General features: G+C 35.8%; 4 protein-coding genes and 1 pseudogene. 4 read left to right on the forward strand and 1 reads right to left on the reverse strand.

Going from position 1 to position 19906, the window contains the following annotated elements; translation table 11 throughout:
- The first annotated feature begins 1 nt into the window (after position 1).
- The 4 genes from ACYVEC_RS10230 to ACYVEC_RS10245 all read left to right on the forward strand — a co-directional run bounded on the left by ACYVEC_RS10230 (position 2) and on the right by ACYVEC_RS10245 (position 4680).
- On the forward strand, positions 2-1216 hold the full coding sequence (locus ACYVEC_RS10230; protein ID WP_275719604.1) for an O-antigen ligase family protein: 1215 nt from the start codon (positions 2-4) through the stop codon (positions 1214-1216).
- On the forward strand, positions 1191-1991 hold the full coding sequence (locus ACYVEC_RS10235; RefSeq protein ID WP_098556788.1) for a glycosyltransferase family 2 protein: 801 nt from the start codon (positions 1191-1193) through the stop codon (positions 1989-1991). Before ACYVEC_RS10230 ends, ACYVEC_RS10235 begins: the two co-directional genes overlap by 26 nt.
- Positions 1988-3040 (forward strand): glycosyltransferase family 4 protein, encoded by a 1053-nt coding sequence (locus ACYVEC_RS10240; RefSeq protein ID WP_275719603.1) that lies wholly within the window; start codon positions 1988-1990, stop codon positions 3038-3040. The genes ACYVEC_RS10235 and ACYVEC_RS10240 overlap by 4 nt, the downstream gene beginning before the upstream one ends.
- 92 nt (positions 3041-3132) lie before the next feature.
- Entirely contained in the window at positions 3133-4680 is a 1548-nt protein-coding gene (locus tag ACYVEC_RS10245; RefSeq protein ID WP_336448136.1) for a glycoside hydrolase family protein, read from the forward strand.
- Between the two features lie 112 nt (positions 4681-4792).
- Here the strand turns inward: ACYVEC_RS10245 and ACYVEC_RS10250 are convergent.
- A pseudogene (locus tag ACYVEC_RS10250) lies at positions 4793-19787 on the reverse strand (cell surface protein).
- Positions 19788-19906 lie beyond the last annotated feature (119 nt).

A 19906-nucleotide genomic window follows, 5' to 3' on the forward strand; every position in this document is an offset into this window, starting at 1 on the left:
TATGGAAAATAATATGAAAATATCGATGAAATGGATTATGCTTCTAATATTATTTGTTATGTTAAGTAAATACAACATATATATTGGATTTTCGTTGAAGATATATATGATTTTTTTAGTCATATATTTTTGTTTAACAATTAAAAACTTTCATATTCAAAAGCTATATTTTCATGAAGTTGTATTTTTACTATTTTATTTCATCTATTGTTTGAGTGGAATTTTTTCTATATATTTAAATGCTAGTATTCGTATGATTTTTGGCGTGCTACTTGTTTTAGGGTGCTATTTTATAATGAGAAATTTATTAGGAAATGTTGAAATAGCAACACTTGAATCATCCATTGTCTATGTTGGATTATTATTTAATATTGTAAGCCTAATACTTTATATAGTCGGTTTACAGCACTTTGGATTATACGGTGGAGAAGAGAGAGAAATTTTTGCTGGACTATTAGTTGATAGAGGATATCCAAGATTAATTGGATTGCTAGATGATCCTAACATTTTTATTTTTTATAATACAATATTTTTTATGTATTATATGACAAATTTACATAATATGACGAACATTATAGGATTGATTTTATGTGTTACGACGAGTTTATTAACTTTTTCAAGAGGAGGTATATTAGCACTTGTGCTTGTCGTTTTTGTATATGTATGTACATCTAGTTTTGCAAAAAAAATAAAAATAATGGTGAGTTTACTATTGTTTAGTGTAGTAATTTTTAGTTTATCGAATAGTGTAATGGGTGGTCAATTGGATGACATATTGAATAAAAGAATTTCTGATTTTTCGCACGATAATGGAAGTGGCAGATTTACATTATGGGAAGCTGCTTTTAAATATTATGTATCCAATCCATATATCGGAATCGGTGCGTTTAATTTTTCGAATTATTATGAGTTTCAATTTAATGAAAAATTATATGTGCACAATACATTTTTAGAAATTTTGTCTGAATCAGGTACAATTGGTTTTCTTTTATATAGCGCGTTTTTAATCATATTAATGTCCAAGTTAACGCAGTATACTTTGTTTCGCGAAAAACCGTATCTTTTATTAACTATGATTGCATTTTTATTTCAGATGATGTCATTGTCACTCATTATTAACGAAGCGTTCTTTTTATTTTTAGCAATTGTTGTGAAGTACATTTCAATATATGAAGGAAGGGGAAAGATAGATGGTAAAATGTCTATTAGCGCATAATAAGACGCCTCATGTCTCCGTAATAACACCTTCTTATAATAGTATACGATTTATAGGTGAGACGATTTTATCTGTACAGAATCAATCATATGAAAATTGGGAAATGATTATCGTTGATGACGCTTCAACTGACCAATCTGCTACAAAAATTAAAGAGATAATAAAAGGGGACTCGCGTATTAGGATATTATCATTAAAAGAAAATGTTGGTGCTGCGAAAGCTCGGAATTTAGCGATCAAAGAGGCGAGAGGAAGGTATATTGCTTTTTTAGATAGCGATGATATATGGTTGCCACATAAATTGAAGACGCAATTGTTATTTATGGAAGAAATGGATGTGGACTTTTCGTATACATCGTATAGTTTAATAGATGAAAACGGTAATGAACTAAATCGAGAAGTGAATGTACCAGAATTTGTGGATTATCATTATTTAGCGGGAAATACAATTATCGGCTGTTTAACAGTAATGCTTGATAGGGAGAAAATTTCTTATATTGAAATGCCTAGTATGCAACCTGAAGATACTGCATTATGGTTGAACTTGTTAAGTGAAGGATATGAAGCAAGGGGGATACAACAAGTATTAGCAAAATATAGGATTGTTGAAAATTCTGTTTCGAGAAATAAAATAAGAGCGGCTTTCCGATATTGGAATTTATTAAGAAAACAAAAACCACTTAATTCATTTCAAACCTTTTTTTATTTTAGTAAGTATGCTTATCATGCCTATAGAAAAAATAAAATCAATGTAGTTGGGAAGACAAAAATATGAATATACTGTTGATGACAGATAAATTAATAACTGGTGGAGCCGAGAGTTATTTCTGTAAATTGGAAAGCAATTTACGCTATGAGAACTTTACAGTTTATACAGCTGCAGGTGAGGGGGAACTATATGAATCTCTTACTAAAAAAGAAAATTTCATGTTACTTAGCCGATGGAATCATTTGAGAAATATTCATTACTTACGAAAAGAAATTTGTAAACGAAAGATAGAACTTATTCATGCAAATAGTTTGCGAATGGTATTATATGCTTTTCTACTTCAAAAGTTTGTGAGAAGAAAGATAAAAGTCGTGTATACGAAACATAATGTAACGATATTAGAAAAGAAAATGCCAACTCTTTTTCGTTATTTCATGAATAAATATGTGAACAATATTATTACAGTAAGTGAGTTTGAAAAAAATAACTTAATTTCAATGTATGTAGCTGAAGAGAAAATAAAGACAATTTATAATGGTGTGGATATAGAAAAGTTTTTATTCCAGCAGAAAAAGAAAGAATCTACTTATAATGTAGGGATATTAGCTAGATTATCCAAAGAGAAAAACCATCAACTATTTGTAAAAATTGCAAATGTGTTGAAAGAGAGAAATGATTTTAAGTTTTATATTGCTGGTGATGGGCCAGAGAAAGAATCTATTATGAAAGAAATAGAAAAATATGGATTGCAGCAAAGTGTAAAGATGTTGGGGAATATTTCCGATCCGCACGGATTTATAGGAAATATGGATGCCTTACTTTTATTATCTTTTCGTGAAGTGTTTCCAATGGTAGTAATTGAAGCAATGGCTACAGGAACACCGATTGTTTCAATAGATGTTGGCGGGATAAATGAAGCGGTAATAAATGGGAAATCAGGTGTTTTGATACATGAATATTGCGAATCTGAATTTGCAAGTGCGCTTGAGGAACTACAAGGGAATGAAGAAAAGGCGAATGATATTAGGTTGAAAGCAAGAGAGAAAGCAGAGAGGTATTTCTCATTAACTAAAATGATAGAAGAAACGAAAGATATATATGAATTAAACAAATGACGGTAGAAGTCGTTTGTTTTTTTTATTATAGAAACTTTTAAGGGACAACTCACATATTATATGAAAAAGGTAATATGAGGAGTGAATTTGTTTTGTCAGAGTATATTTTATCACAAGGAGATTGTGCACCGGAAAATAGTGTTCATATTGATTGTTTTGGTGCAGTTCCGAACTCGGGAAATGATAGTTCATTAGCAATTCAGCAAGCTATAAATTATTGTGTAGCGAATCGAATTTCGACGGTTAGAATTACAGGGGTAAATACGTACAAAATTGTAAAGCCGATTGTTATTAAATCAAACGTAAGATTAGAGTTAGATCCTACTGTTACGCTGCAAATTGATGGAGATTTTAATGCGTTTGAACTGCAACAAAATGCATCTATAACAGGTGGTACAGTTCAAGTTATAAATCCAGTGTTTCAATCTGCTGTTATTTATGTTTCCGGTTCACAACAAATAGAAGTTCCTAATCACTCTCTTATATCTAATATAAATATAATAAATACAACGTCGTTATATAAAGGTAAGGCTATATACTTTTATTGTCAAAAAGCATGGGATTATATTAGTTTCTTTCAAGTTAACTTTATTCAAATTAAAAACTTTCAAACTGCAATACATTTGAAGACAGAATATATAGATGATATAAATACACCTTGCTGGATTAACGCAAATGTATTTCAATCTATATTTATTGATGGATGTCAGTATGGGATAGAAGTTGATGGAAACAGTGATTTACCAAATGAAAGTTCAGGCAATACGTTTCATGATATTCAAGTGCAATGTAGACAGCAAACGAAAAAAGTCATTCGTTGTACGGGTGCCTATAATACATTTGATTGTATGATTTGGGATACGTACCGGATGAGTAGTGAACAGATTGTCATTGAATTTTCTTCTAATTCGCATCGTAACTATCTTTTTTCAAATTTACTTTCTACAACTATTGTAGATAAAGGGCAATACAATGTTTGCAAGTCTACCTATGAAGAATCTCTTCGAATTCAGTTACCGATTACGTTAAATAAACCACATTTAATAGGGAATCAAGATGATATTTTAGTAAATGCTCAGCAGAAGTATACGATTAAGCAAGTAAGTGGGAAAGTACCATACGGGGGAAATCTCGCAAATTGCTTTAATTTAATAGATGAACAAAGTGTAAACTATATTGATGTTCCTGATAGTAATCCAGTTGTCATTGAACTAGATTTTACGAAGAATCCAATCAAAATGTTGAATTGTTTTGGAATGTATTTTGGATGGGGAGAGAGTCCGAAGAAAATTAAAATTGAATATGCATTAAGTGCAACTGGAAATTGGGTTGTTGCATCGGATGTTCCTTTAAATGTAGGCGATACAATTATATCGAATATGAAAGCGAGTCAGTTATATAAAGTTAGAATTACATTGAGTGGTTATTCTCAAGACCATAAGCGTTTTCGGATTAATCGTATGTTTGCAAGGTCTTCTATGGAAAATGGGAATGCTTGGTTAGCAACAACTGGCGGAAGAATGTTTGGAGATATTGAAATAGAAGCAAGTAAAGGTATCGTTATGAAGACTGCTAGTGGAGCGAAATGGAAAGTTACTATAAATGAGGCTGGCCAACTTGTTACGACGAAAATAACTTGAGATGATGCTTAATTGTATATCATTGGACGAGTTACAACGTAGTGCGATAAAGGTAATGAAAAAGAGATTGTAGTTTGGTTGAAACCAAACTACAATCTCTTTTTTGTTTCATTTAACTCCACCAAATCCAAGTCCAAAGGTAATTTCGTACATTTCCAGGAGTAATGCGTATGAAGCGTTCACCGTCAAAGAAGCAATTAAAATTTGGAAGTGTTTCATCTGGATTTTCTGGAACAAAGGTGACAATATTTTCGTTACTTGTGACGGTTACTGTAATTGGTGGGTCGATAGGTGAAACTTGAAGTTGTAACGAAATATTGGCCGTATTTTTAAACTCATTATTAACAGGTGGACTTATCACTTGTACTGTGAATAACACAATAATAGTTTCGTTTGGTTCCAAATTAGTAGCGACTAGGAAACCGATATTTGGATTTGCTAGTGGAGAACGTTCCCCATTAATGGAGACAGTGCCGTTCATAAATTGTAAGCCTGCTGGAATAGTATCTTGTAAAGAAACATTTGAAAGTGAAATAGCAGAAGTATTCGTAATACGCACTGTATAATCAAAATATTGGTTTAAATAAGCCGAGCTGAAGGAAGCGTTTTTCGTGACTGTTGCAGTAACAAATTGAACTGGTATACGAACAATATTTGAATTAACAATAAAAGTAATAATTGGATCCTGTGGTGTCAATTGGGAAGCAGCAGTAAATGTTGCAGAATTTATAATTGTACTGTTTGAAGGAATAGAAGTGACGAGAACTTTAAATGTTATCGTTGCTACTGTATCTGCAGGTAAAGCGCCAATATTAATACCAGTGTCTGGACGAACATTTGGAACCGGAGTCCCGTTAATTGTTACGCTATTTTCTATAAATGTTGTACCAGCTGGAATTATATCTAGGACGGAAGTACTGATTGTAGGAATTGGTGAATGATTTATCACTTCTAATGTGAAAGTTATGGTATCTCCTGTCGCTATGATAGATTTATCGGCTGTTTTTTCAATACTAACCATCGGATCAACTACTGTCGTTGTAACAGTATTTGTTTGCTTTGTAACGGTATTTATTTGTCTTGTAATCGTAATAGGTGGTTCGATTGGACCGACAATAGGCGTATAGGAAATAGTAGCATCGTTATTGATTGTAGATTGAAGAGTAGAAGAAGATATTGTCACTTGGAATGTAATAATAACAGATTCATTTGGAGCAAGAGTTCCTAACGTAATACCATTTTCAGGATTCGCATTAGGCTGATTGATTCCGTTAATCGTAACACTACCAATAACGAATGTCGTATCTACAGGTGCCGTGTCTACTAGAAGAAGATCTTCAATAGTGATATTACCACTATTAGTAATAGTAATGGTGTACGTTAAAATTTGACCAGGTAAGGCACTCGTGAAATCAACAGCTTTTATGGCAATGACATTATCATTTTGGACGGTTGTTGTGACTGTATTTGTTGTAGTCGTATTTGTAACAGGTACGTTATTTGGGTTGACTATATAGTTAAAAGTAGTGATTGCTTGGTTGTTGAGTTCGTTTTGTATTGGAATAGAAGTCACAGTTACTTGGAATGAAGCGATAGCGTCTCCACCTACAATTATAGTACCAATTGGTATGCCGCTTACTGGATTCACTCCAGGAAGAGTTTCTCCGTTTACAATAACGCTATTTTCTATAAACGTAGTACCTTGAGGAATAATATCTTGAATGATTACATCATTTGCTGCAACATTACCAGTTTGATTAAGTGTAATCGTATACGTTAACGTATCACTGACCGTTGCAAATGCAAGGTCAACAGCTTTATTACTATCCAAATTCGCATGATTAATTTCTGTTAAAGCAGCTGATGAAATAATAGTTTCGGTAATAGGTGGTTGATCTGGTACCGTGTATTGGTATTCAATTGTGCTCGTGTTAGAGATTGGATTTGTTTGCGGAATCGAAGTAACCCGTACTTGGAATAGAATAGTGGCTGTCGTATTAGGCGGAATGTTATCAATTGGTATACCGCTAAGTGGATCGTCATTTGGACGAGCGTTTCCATTCACAATAACACTATTCTCTATAAAGCCCGTATTTGCTGGGATGATATCTGTAACGATAATGTTTTCCACTTGTATATTCCCATTGTTTGTGATGGAAATTGTATAAGGGATGATAGTTTGTAGGTCAGCATATTGGATAGGTGTTGTTTTTGTTGCAATTACATTTGCAGAAATAACTTCAGTGAAGGTAATATTACTAGTTGATATTTGTTCTTCACCATTTATTGTATAACGAGAAGTTGCTTGATTTTGAACATGGCCGCTAGCTGGAAGAGCTACCACAGTAACGGAAAATGTGACTGGGATCGTAACGTTAGGAGCAATCGTTCCTACAAGTATACCGTTACTTGGATTGGCATTAAGCTGCGGAATGTTATTTACTAAAACGCTACCGTCTATAAAGGTTGTTCCATCAGGGATATTGTCTGTAAATACAACAGCAGTAGCATCCGTATTCCCTGTATTCGTTAAAGTTGTTGTATAAGTTAAAATGTCACCAATCGTTACAGAAGTCAAATCAACAGTTTTCAGTGAAACGATATCAGCATCATTAATTTGAACGAAAGTAGTATTAGAAGTAGTAGATTTTTGAATTGGTGCAAAGTCAGGATTGAAAATAAAGTCGTAGACGATGTTTGCAGTATTAGGTGTTGGATTTACAGCAGGTAAATTCGTAACGGAAACTTGGAATGTTATTGTAGTCACTTGACTTGACGCAATATTAGGAATAGAAAAACCGATATTTGGATCTGCTGCAGGAAGTACAGTGTTGTTAACTATAACACTTCCAGGAATAAAGACTGTTCCATCTTCTATCGTATCTGTAAAAAAGATGGAGTTAGTTATAGTGGATCCGTTATTTTGAATGAGTACTGTATATTCAATGGTTTCATCAATATTAGCTAATACTGTATTAGCGGATTTTGTAGCGATAAGAATAACATCAATAAATTGTATATTTGTAGTATTGGAAGAGGTCGTTTCTGAAATTGGTGGTAAGCTTGGGTCTGGTTGATACTCATAGTGAATGACGGCGATATTATTAATGTTATTTTGAGAAGGTGTAGAGACTACATTTACTTGGAACGTAACGATAATCGTATTGTTTGGAAGGATAATATCTAGGGTGATTCCGGTAATTGGATTTTCGTTAGGTCTTGGTATGCCATCTACAAGAATGCTATTTGGAACGAATGTGGTGCCAGCAGCGATTGCGTCAATTAGGAGAGTATTTGTAATAGGTACTGTACCAGCATTTGTAACTGCGACTGTATATGTGATGATTTGACCGATGCGTGTAATGGATCTGTTAGCAGATTTAATTGCACTAACATTTGCCGTCCGTACTTCAGTATTTACTGCATTTGATAATGATCTACGCTGAATAATAGGGGAACTAGGGTCAATTTGGTATTCATACGAAGTGTCTGAAATGTTAATGACTGTATTACCTGGAGGTATACTTATAAGTTGTACTTGGAATGAAATAGTGACTGTTTCATTTGGTTGTATCGTGCCGAGAGTTACTCCGTTTTCGGGATTCGCGCCAGGCTGAATGACATTATTTATTGATAAGCTATCTTCAATGAATATAGTCCCTTCTGGAATGTTGTCAATGAACACCGTATTGTTAGCTGGAACAGTTCCTACATTTTGTAGTGTATTTGTGTAGGTAATAAATTGTCCGATGGATACGAAAGTTACATCTGCGCTTTTAACAGAAATAATATTTGCATTTTGAAGTGATGTTGTAACAATGTTAGAATTTGCAGAGCGATTCACTGGTGGAGCTGTAGGAATACTTACATATTGGTAAGTTGCTGAAGATTGATTTACAATTTCGGTTTCAGTAGGTGGATTATTTGTTTGTACTTGAAATAGTATTGTTTTGGAACTGTTTGATGGAATCGTTCCAATTGGTATTCCGTTTTCTGGATTTGCATCAGGCTGAAGTACACCGTTAATTGTGACACTGTCAGGAACGAATGTAGTCCCAGCTGGAATCGAATCTGTAAAAATAATATTTATTGCGTCAACATTGCCGCTATTTTTCACTTCAGAAATATAAAGTATAGTTCCGCCAATATCTACAGTTATTGGATTGGACGTTTTTGTAATTGTCAATTGTGCTTGCACGAAATTTGTAATGACAATATTACTTGTAGATGTTTCCGTAATAGGCGGTTGCCCTGGGTCTGATTGAATTGTATATGTTGTATTAGATTGATTTGTAATCAATTCTTGCGAGAATGGATCGTTAATAAGAATTTGGAACGCAATAAGGTGAGTAGCGTTTGCTGCTAGGTTAGGCAAAGTAACACCTACATTTGGATTTGCACCCAGTAGCTGTTCCGTTAAGTGTAAAACTATTTTCTACGAATGTAGTCCCTTCTGGAATAGTATCTGAAAATATGAGATTTGTAGCTGGAATATTTCCGGTATTTTCTAGTGTTATCGTGTAGGTTAAAATGTCGCCAGTTGTTGCTTGTTGTGTATTGACGGCTTTTAAAGAAAGAATATTCGCATCTGAAATTTGTGTGAAAGCTGGATTCGAAGTAATTGTTCGAGAGACGATAGGAGCAGTTGAATCGGCGATAAAAGTATAGTCAATACGGGCTATATTAGAAATTGGATTCACGCTTGGAATAGATTGAACGATAACTTGGAATGTGACGGTGACGATTTCTGACGGCGCGATGGAGTTTAAGGGTATTCCTACGTTTGGATCGGCGCCTGGAATTGAGACGCTATTAATGGTCACACTATTCGGAATAAATGCAGTTCCTTCTGGGACCAAATCTGTTAAAGTAACTGTATTTGCAGCTGTATTACCGTTGTTTTGAACGACTACAGTGTAAGTGATTGTACCGTCTGTAGATTGTACGAGGGAATCTGTATTTTTAATTACAGATAGTGATGCATCAACGACAGTTGTAGTAACTGTATTAGATGAAGATGTTGCTGTAACTGGAGGTTGACTTGGATCGACAATATATGTGTAACTTGTAAGTGCTTGATTTATAATTGCTCCTTGCGGTGGAATAGAGCTTGCAAGAAATTGGAACGTAATCGTAGCAGAATCACCTGGTGCGATAATACCAACTGGAATACCGAGAGTTGGACTTGCATCTGGAAGTGAAATCCCGTTAAGCGTGACACTATTTGGAACAAATAATGCCCCTTCAGGAACGCCGTTAATGAGTAATACCGAGTTTGCAGGGAAGTTTCCAGTGTTTGTTAATGTTGCAGTGTACGTAATTATATCTCCAATAGATACGATTGTTCGATCTGCTTCTAAAAGCGTTGTAACAGTAGCGTTATTAATTTGTGTAGAAGCACTATTAGAAGTTACTGTGCCTGTAACAGGAGGAGCTGCCGGATCAACGATGAATGCGAATTGAATAGATGCAACGTTTGTAATTGGGTTTGAAGGCGGAGTAGATGTAACTATGACTTGGAAAGTAACGGTTAAGGTACTGTTCGTACTAACGGTTCCGATATTAACTCCGTTATTTGGATTTGCACCTGGAATGGTACTTCCATTTACAGCAAAACTATTTTCAATAAAGGTCGTTCCAGCTGGAATCAGGTCTGAGAAATTTATATTCGTAGCATTTGTATTGCCGCTATTTTGAATTAAAACTGTATAAGTGATCGTGTCTCCAATATTCGCAAAGGCTGTACTAGCAGTTTTTACAGCTGAAAGTATTGCTGAATTAATAGCAGTAACGAAGACATTCGTTTCCACATTGCCAGGCTGAGCCTGTAATGCATTGCCTACGTTATATTGGAAGTTAACAAATCCTAAGTTTTGGAGTTCAGGTGTGAACGTTGTTGGATTACTTACGATTTGAACTTGGAATATGATTGTTACAGTTTGATTTGGATTGATTGTATTTATGCTAACACCGTCAATGATAGAAGCTGATGGTAACGGAGTGCCATCAACAACAACTGATCCTGCAACAAATTGTGTCCATGATGGTAAAGGGTCTGAGAAAACAACGTTGTTAGCTGGAATATTTCCTGTATTTGTAATAGTCGTTGTATACGTAATTGTATCACCAATCGTTGCAAATGCTTTATCTCCTATTTTAATCGTGTTTAAAATAGCACTTTCAATTTTTGTTATAACGCTATTAGAAGTAATGTTTTTTGAAACAGGAGGATTAGCTGGATTGACGATATATTGAAAGCTAACGCTAGCTTGATTGGTAATTGGATTAATAGCCGGGATTTCATTTGAAGTAATATGAAATTCTACAATGGCAGATTCGTTTGGCGCGATATCACCAATTGGGACGCCTGTAATGATGTTTGCATTTTCGATAATAGTTCCATTAAGTGTAAAGCTATTTGATTCAAAGGAAGTTCCGGCTGGAATAACGTCGGTAAAAATAACATTCGTTGCACTAACATTTCCGCTATTTGTAATTGTAACGGAGTAGACAATATCTTGCCCGATATCTACCGTAGATACATTTGTGCTTTTTTGTGCAGTAAGAATAGCACTATTAATTTGTGTTGTCGTTGTATTAGATTGATTGGAAATTGTAATAGGTGGCTGGTCTGGATCAACAATATAACGATAAGTGGTAAGAGCTGAATTAGAAATAGGGTTGTTGATTGGGAGGATTGTAACGGTAGCTTGGAATGTGACAATTGCCGCAGTACCACCGTTAATTGAACCGATATTTACACCAGTAGATAAATCAGCATTTGGAATGGTTTGCCCATTAACTGTGAAACTGTTTGGAACAAAAGTTAAATTGCTATCAAGTATATCGATAACGGCAACATCAGTTGCAGCCACATTCCCTGTATTCGGGAGGTTAAGTGTAAATGTTATTGTATTACCAACATCCGCAAAAGTAAGATTTGCTGTTTTTGTACTTATAATATTTGCGTTGTTTATTTGAAGAAGCGTAGTGTTGGAAGTAGCCGCACTTGATACGGGAGGGTTAACAGGATCAACAGTAAACTCATATGTCGTTGATGCTGTATTCGGTGCTGGATTAATAGGTGGAATGCTGTTCACTGTAACTTGAAAGACGATACTATATATTTCATTTGGTGGAAGTGTTGCAAGTAATACACCTGTATTCGGATTCGCGTCAGGTTGTAAAATACCATCGACCGTTAATGTGTTAGGAACAAAAATGATTCCACTTGGTAATACATCTGTGAATACAATGTTGGCTGCATCTGTATTCCCTATATTTGAAATAGAAGTAGTGTAAAAAGCAGTTTGCCCGATATCTGCAAAAGAGATACTTTCATTTTTTGTCATGGATAGTATTGCTTCTTTAATTTGTGTTGAAACAGGATTACTAATTGAAGTTTCTGCATCAGGTGGTGAGACTAATTGATATGATGTCGATGAGAAATTTACAATTGGGTATTCGGTTGGTAATGACGTTACAGTAACTTGGAATGAAACATTTACTGTAGTCCCAGCTGTTATAGATCCGATATTTACACCGTTCACAGGATTTGCACCACTTTGAAGAATTCCATTAATAGAAAACGTGTTTGCAATAAATGCAGTTCCGCTCGGCACAGTATCGGTGAGTGTGTCTCCAATACGACTAAAGGATTTATCGACTTGTTTTAATGAAAGAATGGTAGCGGTATTAATTGTAGTAAACACTGTGTTTGAAGTAACAGTTCTTGAAACAATAGGTGCATTTGGATCGGCAATGAATGTGTAGGAAGCAGTAGCAGTGTTTGTGATAGGATTTTGAACAGGAGTCGAAGTAGCGGTAACTTGAAATGCTATAGATATTGAGCTGTTAGGAGCAATTGATCCAATCGTTATACCTGTATTAGGATTAAGACCAATTTGCGTGATGCCATCTATTGTAACGCTATCAGTAATAAATGTTGTTCCATCTGGTATAAGGTCAGTGAAAGTAATATCTGTAGCGTTTGTATTACCACTATTCGTTAAAATTGTCGTATAGGTAATGGTATCACCTAATGTTACAAGCGTTTGATCGACTGATTTAATCATCGTAATCATAGCATCTAATACAGGGTTGGTAACAATATTCGTTGAAGTAGAAGTTGTCGCAGGAGCTCCGTTTGGATCGACAGTATAAGAATATAAAATCGTATCGTTACCCATAATCGAGCTTGAAGGGGGAACAGAAAGAGCATTTACTTGGAAAGTAACGGTTACTGTTTCACCAGGAGCGATATTTGGTATATTTACTCCAAGTGCTGGTTGTGCACCAGATTGTTGAACTCCATTTATTGTGACTGAGTTTGGTATAAAGGTAGTGCTAGCTGGAATTGCGCTCGTAAATGTTATATTTGTTGCCGTTGTATTTCCTGTATTTGTAATAGTAGTTGTATACGTAATCGTATCTCCAACAGAAATGATAGATTTATCAACAGTTTTTGTCGTATTTAATATTGCGCTATTAATGGTTGTAGAAACGGTATTAGATACATTCGTTTGTGTTACGACAGGTTGGCTAGGATCGACCACATGTGCAAATTGTACAGAACTAAAATTAGAAATCGGATTTATACTTGGAATGTTTGTAACAAGTACATTAAGAGTAATAACGGCCGTTCCACTTGGATTTATATTTTCAATCTGAATGCCGTTAGCTGGATTTCCAATTTGCTGTGTACCAGAATCATTTGTCAAAGTTCCGGAAATAAATGTTGTTCCTTCAGGTAAAATATCTGTGAAAATTATATTTTGTGAAGTGACATTTCCCGGGTTACTTAATGTAATTGTATAAGAAATTGTATCGCCAATCGTAGCGAAATTTTTATCTACAGATTTGATTGCCACAATTTCCCCAGAATTTATTTGTGTCGAAACAGAATTAGATGTCGTATTTCGTGAAACAAGTGGTAAATTAGGTCCTGTCATAAATTGATAATCAATAGAAGCGCCGTTTACAACTGGTGAGTTTGGTCCTCCAGGTCCGATTGTAAAAATAGGATTTGGAATGCTAACGACTTGCACAAGGAAGGTAACGTTTATAAAATCTCCTGCAATAATATCCCCAATTGGTATCCCGGTCGCTGGATTTACTCCAGGTAATAAAACTCCGCCTACTCGAACGCTATCCTCTATAAATACTGTATTATTTGGAATCGGATCTGTAAAAATGATATTAGTAGCAGTCGTGTTCCCTATATTTTCTAATAAAACAGTATACGTTAAAAATGAATTTCCAGGTGCGACGTCAGAAAAGATACGGTCCACACTTTTCGTTGCTTGAATGATTGCTTCGTTAATTTGAACTAAAGTTGGATTACTTGTAGCTGTTTCTGTCACCGGCGGTTGGGTAGGATCAACAATGATAGAGTATGTTGTGCTAGATTGGTTCAATGTTGGATTTGTAGCTGGTATTGAGCCAACGATAGCTTGAAAGCTAATTGTTGTCGTTCCTCCAACTGGAATTGAGTCTAAAGGAACACCGTTATCGGGCCTAAATCCAAGTTGTGGGATGGTATTAATTTGTACACTATCAGGAACGAATGAAAGTTCAGGTGGTAATATATCGATAAAAACAGGTGTGTTTGCGGTAGTATTTCCGCCATTAGTGAGAGTAGTTGTATACGTAATTGTATCGCCAACGGCGGCAAATGCACTGCTTGCAGTTTTTGTTGCGATAACGGAAGCGGTATTTACTTGTGTAAAAGTTTTATTGGATTGAACTGTTCGTGAAACAGGCGGTTCATTTATATCAACAATAAAGCTATATTGAAGCGATGATTGGTTAGGAATTGGATTAGGGTTTGGAAGCGTTGTAATGTTTATTTGAAAGCTGAGTGTAACTGATGCGTTTGCATTCAAGTTACCAATATTGATACCGTTTTGTGGATTTGCATTCGGGATGGTTACACCATTTATCTTAAAGCTATTTGGGACAAAGGCAGTACCGTTTGGAATTGTATCTGTAAAAACAATGTTGTTTGCAGTAGTATTTCCTGTGTTTGTAACAGATGAAGTGAATGTAATCGTATCACCAATCGTAGCGAAAGTTGTACTCGCATTTTTATTTAAAACTAAAGTAGCATCAATAATTGGAGTAACCGTCGTATTCGTAATTGTACTACCAACAGCTGGTGTTTGGTTTGGATTCACTGCATATTCGTAGTTTACAAGAGCATTATTCGTTAAAGTTCCACTAGGTGGAATAGCTAGGATTTTCACTTGGAATGTAATGAAAGTAGTGCCTCCTGGTGAAATATCGTCTAAATGAATACCTAATGAAGGATCTAATCCAGGTTGGGAAACGTTATTTATCGTAACGGAATTCGGTATGAAGGATGCCCCTGGTCCAAGTCCATCTGTTAAAACTGTAGCACTAGCAGGGATATTTCCTGTGTTCGTAACGGCAATCGTATAAGTAACGATATCTCCAATTGCAGCTGTCGGTGTATTCACTGACTTCGTAGCGATAATAGTAGCGTTATTAATTTGAGTTGTTATTACGTTACTTAGCGTATTGGCGGATGCTGGAGGTAAGTTAGGATTTACGACATATTGGTACGTTGTATTGCTTTGGTTCGGGATTGGATTTGGACTAGGAATGGAATTTACGATTACTTGAAATGAGATTGTTGTATTTGTATTAGGATTTATCGGATCAATTGCTATGCCATTTGCTGGATTTGCATTAGAGAGTGTAGTACCATTTACGGTTACACTATTTGGAATAAAAGACGTCCCGCTTGGAATGGCATCTGTAAATACTATATTTGATGCAAGGGTGTTCCCATTATTCGTTAAAGTAGTCGTGTACGTAATAATATCATTTACGTTAGCAAACTGTTTATCTGCAGACTTTGCAGCGATAATCGTTGCATTATTAATAGTTGTCTGTACAGTGTTAGAGGCCACCATCTGCGTTACAACTGGTTTGGATGGATCGTACGTGTATTGGAATGTAGTGTTCGATTGATTCGTAAGCGGATTTGCACTAGGAATAGTTGGTACAAAAACCTGGAATGCAACAGTACGTGATGAATTCGCTCCAATTGTACCAATTAAAATGCCGTTAGCAGGATTTGCATTAGCTATAGGGACACCGTTAATCGTTACAGTATTAGGAAGGAAAATGGTACCAGCTGGAATGATATCTGTAAACGTTACATTAGAGGCAGGGATATTGCCATTATTCGTTAAAATCGTTGCATAAGTTATGACATCGCCACCATCAGCAAAATTTGTGCTTGTTAGTTTCGTAGCGACAATATTAGCAGTATTAATTTGTGTAGCTACGATATTGCTAATAGCGTTCCTAACAACAGCAGGTAAATTTGGATCAGCGATAAAGCTATATTGAAGTGCAGCACTGTTTTGAACTGGATTTGGTGAAGGTAAACTGTTTGCACTAATTTGGAAAACAATTGTTGTAATTCCGCCTGCTGGAATCGTACCAACTTGAAGACCAACACTTGGATCCGCACCTAGCTGTAAAGCACCACCTATAAAAATACTATTTGGTACGAGAGTCGTACCAGGAGGGAGTATATCAGTAACAACAATATTATTTGCTGGAGTATTTCCAGGGTTAGCTAAGGCAATTGTATATGTGATTGGTTGCCCAACATCGGCGATAGTTAAATCTACATCTTTGAAAATAATTACATTTGCTAAATTAATTTGTGTACTGACAGTGTTACTTAAAGATGTTTCTATAGTTGGTGGATCACCTGGATTTAGAATAAAGCTATACTCTGTACTAGATGAATTTATTGTTGGGTTTTGGGCTGGTAAAGAGGTGACAGTTACTTGATAAGAAACAGTAATTTCACCGTTAGCAGGAATGGAAGGTAATGGAACACCAATGTTCGGATCTGCGTTATTTTGGAGCACACCATTAATAAGGAAAGTGTTTGGAATAAAGGTAGTTCCATCTGGATTTGTATCTATGAAAGTTGGACTATCAGCAGTAACGCTTCCTGCATTCGTTAAAAGAATAGTATAAGTTAATACATCCCCAACAGTAGCGAACGCTCGATCCACTGTTTTTGCTGAAATGACATTTGCGTCATTTACTTGAGTAAATGTAGTGGTTGAAGTTGTGTTCTTACTTACAGGGGAAGCGTTTGGATCAACGATAAAGTTATAGGAAATAGAAGCGCTATTTGAAATAGGATTTGGGTTTGGAATGCTAGTTATTAATACTTCGAATGAAGCTGTAATTGTAGTACCTGCAGTGATACTACCGATATTGATGCTAGCTGGTGTAACGCCTGGTTGAGTAACATTGTTAATCGTAACACTGTTTGGTACAAAGGTAGTACCATTCGCGATTGAATCGGATAGTACTACATTGTTCGCTATAACATTTCCATCGTTTGTAAGAGAAAAGGTATAAGTTAATACATCCCCAACTTCCGCAAACGTTTGACTTACAGATTTATTGGCATGAAGATTTGCTAGTCTAATTGTTGATGTAACAGAATTAGAATTTGCTGTTTTTGAAGTTGGTGGCAGACTTGGATTTACAGTATATAGATAAGAGGCGAAAGCATTATTAATGATAGGATTTTGGGCGGTAATATTGATGACTGTTACTTGGAAAGAAAGGGTAAAAGTAGCTCCACCAGGAATTGTGCCAATAGGTAAAGCAACGAGAGAGTCTACATTTTGTAAAACGCCATTGAGTGTTACAGAACCTGGTGTTAGAATCGTTCCATTTGGCAGTGGATCTGTTAGTTGCACGTTAGTTGCAGCTGTATTTCCGCTGTTTGTAATAAGAATTGTATAACTTATCGTTTCACCAATTGTGGCAAATTGTTTGTTTGTTGATTTTGTTAATGCTACATTCGCATTGTTAATTTGAGTGGAAACGAGATTAGAAGAAATGTTTTTTGTAACGGGTGATTGGCTTGGATTGACAGTGTACTGATAAGAAGCGCTTGATCCATTAGATACGACATTTAGCGCGGGTATTGTATTTACAACTACTTGAAATGAAACATTTTTTGTTGTGCCAGTTGGGATGGATCCAATGTTCACGCCGTTAGCGGGATTTGCGCCCACTTGTGTCGTGCCATCTATTGTTAAACTGTTAAGGACAAAAGTTGTTCCGGTAGGAATAGCATCTGTAAAAATAACGTTGTTCGCATTCGTATTACCTGTACTTGTAAAGGAAACGGCGTATGTTAGTGTATCACCAATATCTGCGAAATTTTTATCTACTGCTTTTGCCATAGTTACAGTAGCGTTATTCACTTGAGTAGATACGATATTGGTCGTATCAGTCCCACTTACTGCCGGTTGATTTGGTACAGGAATGTATTGATATGTTGTTGTTCCACTATTTAATATTGGATTTGTTTGGGGAATAGAAGGAACGAGTACTTGAAATGAAACAGTAGTCGTAGAATTAGCAGCAATAGCTCCAATTGATATACCAGTAGCGGGATTTGCTCCAGCCTGATTAACTCCGTTAACAGTTACACTCCCCGGAATGAAAGTAGTCCCGCTAGGAATCGGATCCGTATATATAACGTTAGTTGCAGCGATATTTCCTATATTAGCTAAGGCGATACTATAAGTTAACGTTTCACCAATATCGGTAAAAAGTTTGTTAACTGATTTTGTGCCATTAATATCTGCGAGGTTAACTTGTGTTCCAGCAGAGTTGCTTGTTGCAAGACCATTAAAAGTTGTTCCTCCGGCGATTGGTGTATATTGAAATGTAATATTAGCAGTGTTAGCGATGGGGTTTTGACTTGGGAGAGAAACGACAGTTACTTGAAAAGTTACTGTACGAGAAGCACTATTATTAATTGTTCCAAGAGTTATACCGGCGGTAGGATTTGCATTTGTTTGTGGTACGTTATCTACTGTTACAGTGCCAGGTATAAAAGAAGTACCGTTAGGGAGACTATCTATAAAAATAGCATTATTGGCGGGAAGAAGCCCGGTGTTAGGGATAGTAACTGTATAAGTGAGAATATCTCCAATTGCTGCAACACTTTTATTCACGCTTTTCGTTGCTTGTATGTTAGGTGAGTTTATATTAATTTGTAACCCGACTGTATTTAGCATATATGCATCTCCGTTAGTTGTTAAACGGATTGCGGCGGACACTTGGGAGTTTGTTAAATAAGGAGAAATATCAATGGAAGTAATGTCCCAGCCTTGTCTTCCTGCGGATATATTTGTACTTGTAGAAGCGCTTTGGTTTCGCGTTCCAAATGTTCCAGTTGTATCTAAATTTCCAGCAGCATTATTAACTTGAGAACCGAAGAAATTATTTATCGCATTATTTGGCCCAGATAAAGCGTTTAATGAACTGAAATTTGGTCCAAATAAAGCTTGATCTCCAGTTAAATCAGCATCCCCTTCAGTAGAACTTAAAAATAATCTCCCGCTTACAGGTCCCCCTGAAGGTGTTAAAAAACCTGAGACAGATACATCGGCACTACCAGTTTCTGCAGAAACACGGTTACCTGCTACATAAATCGTTAAGTTTCTTGCAGGTAATGTTCCATTTTGGTAAGCGACGATAAGTGTCCATCCAGCCGAATTAATTGTTCCGTTAGAAGCATCTATAGGGTCTACAAGTCCAGGGACAGAGCCGGTTGTATAAGAGCCAGATCCTCCAGCTTGAACGAGAGATGTTACATCTGCAGAACGTGTATAGAATCCAAATGTGACGGATCCGGAAACGAATGTTTGATTGGAAGCAGTAACAGCAGAAGGAGTAATTGAGTATGTTGAAACAGGTGTTGTAAAAGAAATAGGGTTTCCTAAAACATTCGTAATGTTTTGATCACGAGATAAGTAGTTGCCACCCCAAATGAGTTCTGCGTAAAGAATCGTACTACCAGCAGGGATATTTAAAATAGCGGTAGAACTATTTTGTGTATAGTTTAACGTTGTCCCAGCAGGAAAAGTAGGTACTTGTAAAGCGGTATTCGTAGTTGCGAATGCACCAATTGCCCCGATTGTACCAGCACGGTTTTGATTACTAATTTTACTTAAGCCTAAAGTATTTCCTGTAATAGCGAGTGCGCCGTTTGTGGTGGTAGAAAATCGATTCGTAATGGGCATGTTGTCACCTCATTTACAATATAGTCTTGGTCAAAATAGGATATGTATGTGACAAATAAAGGGAAACATGTACGAGTTGATTTAGTAATAATGATTTAAATGTCTAAATAAGGGGTTGG

The sequence above is a fragment of the Bacillus sp. MN7755 genome, assembly GCF_054771475.1.

Excerpts from the sequence above, each read along its gene's own strand:
- ACYVEC_RS10240 (WP_275719603.1), top strand. The coding sequence starts at position 1,988 with ATGAATATACTGTTGATGACAGATAAATTAATAACTGGTGGAGCCGAG.
- ACYVEC_RS10235 (WP_098556788.1), top strand. The coding sequence starts at position 1,191 with ATGGTAAAATGTCTATTAGCGCATAATAAGACGCCTCATGTCTCCGTA.
- ACYVEC_RS10230 (WP_275719604.1), top strand. The coding sequence starts at position 2 with ATGGAAAATAATATGAAAATATCGATGAAATGGATTATGCTTCTAATA.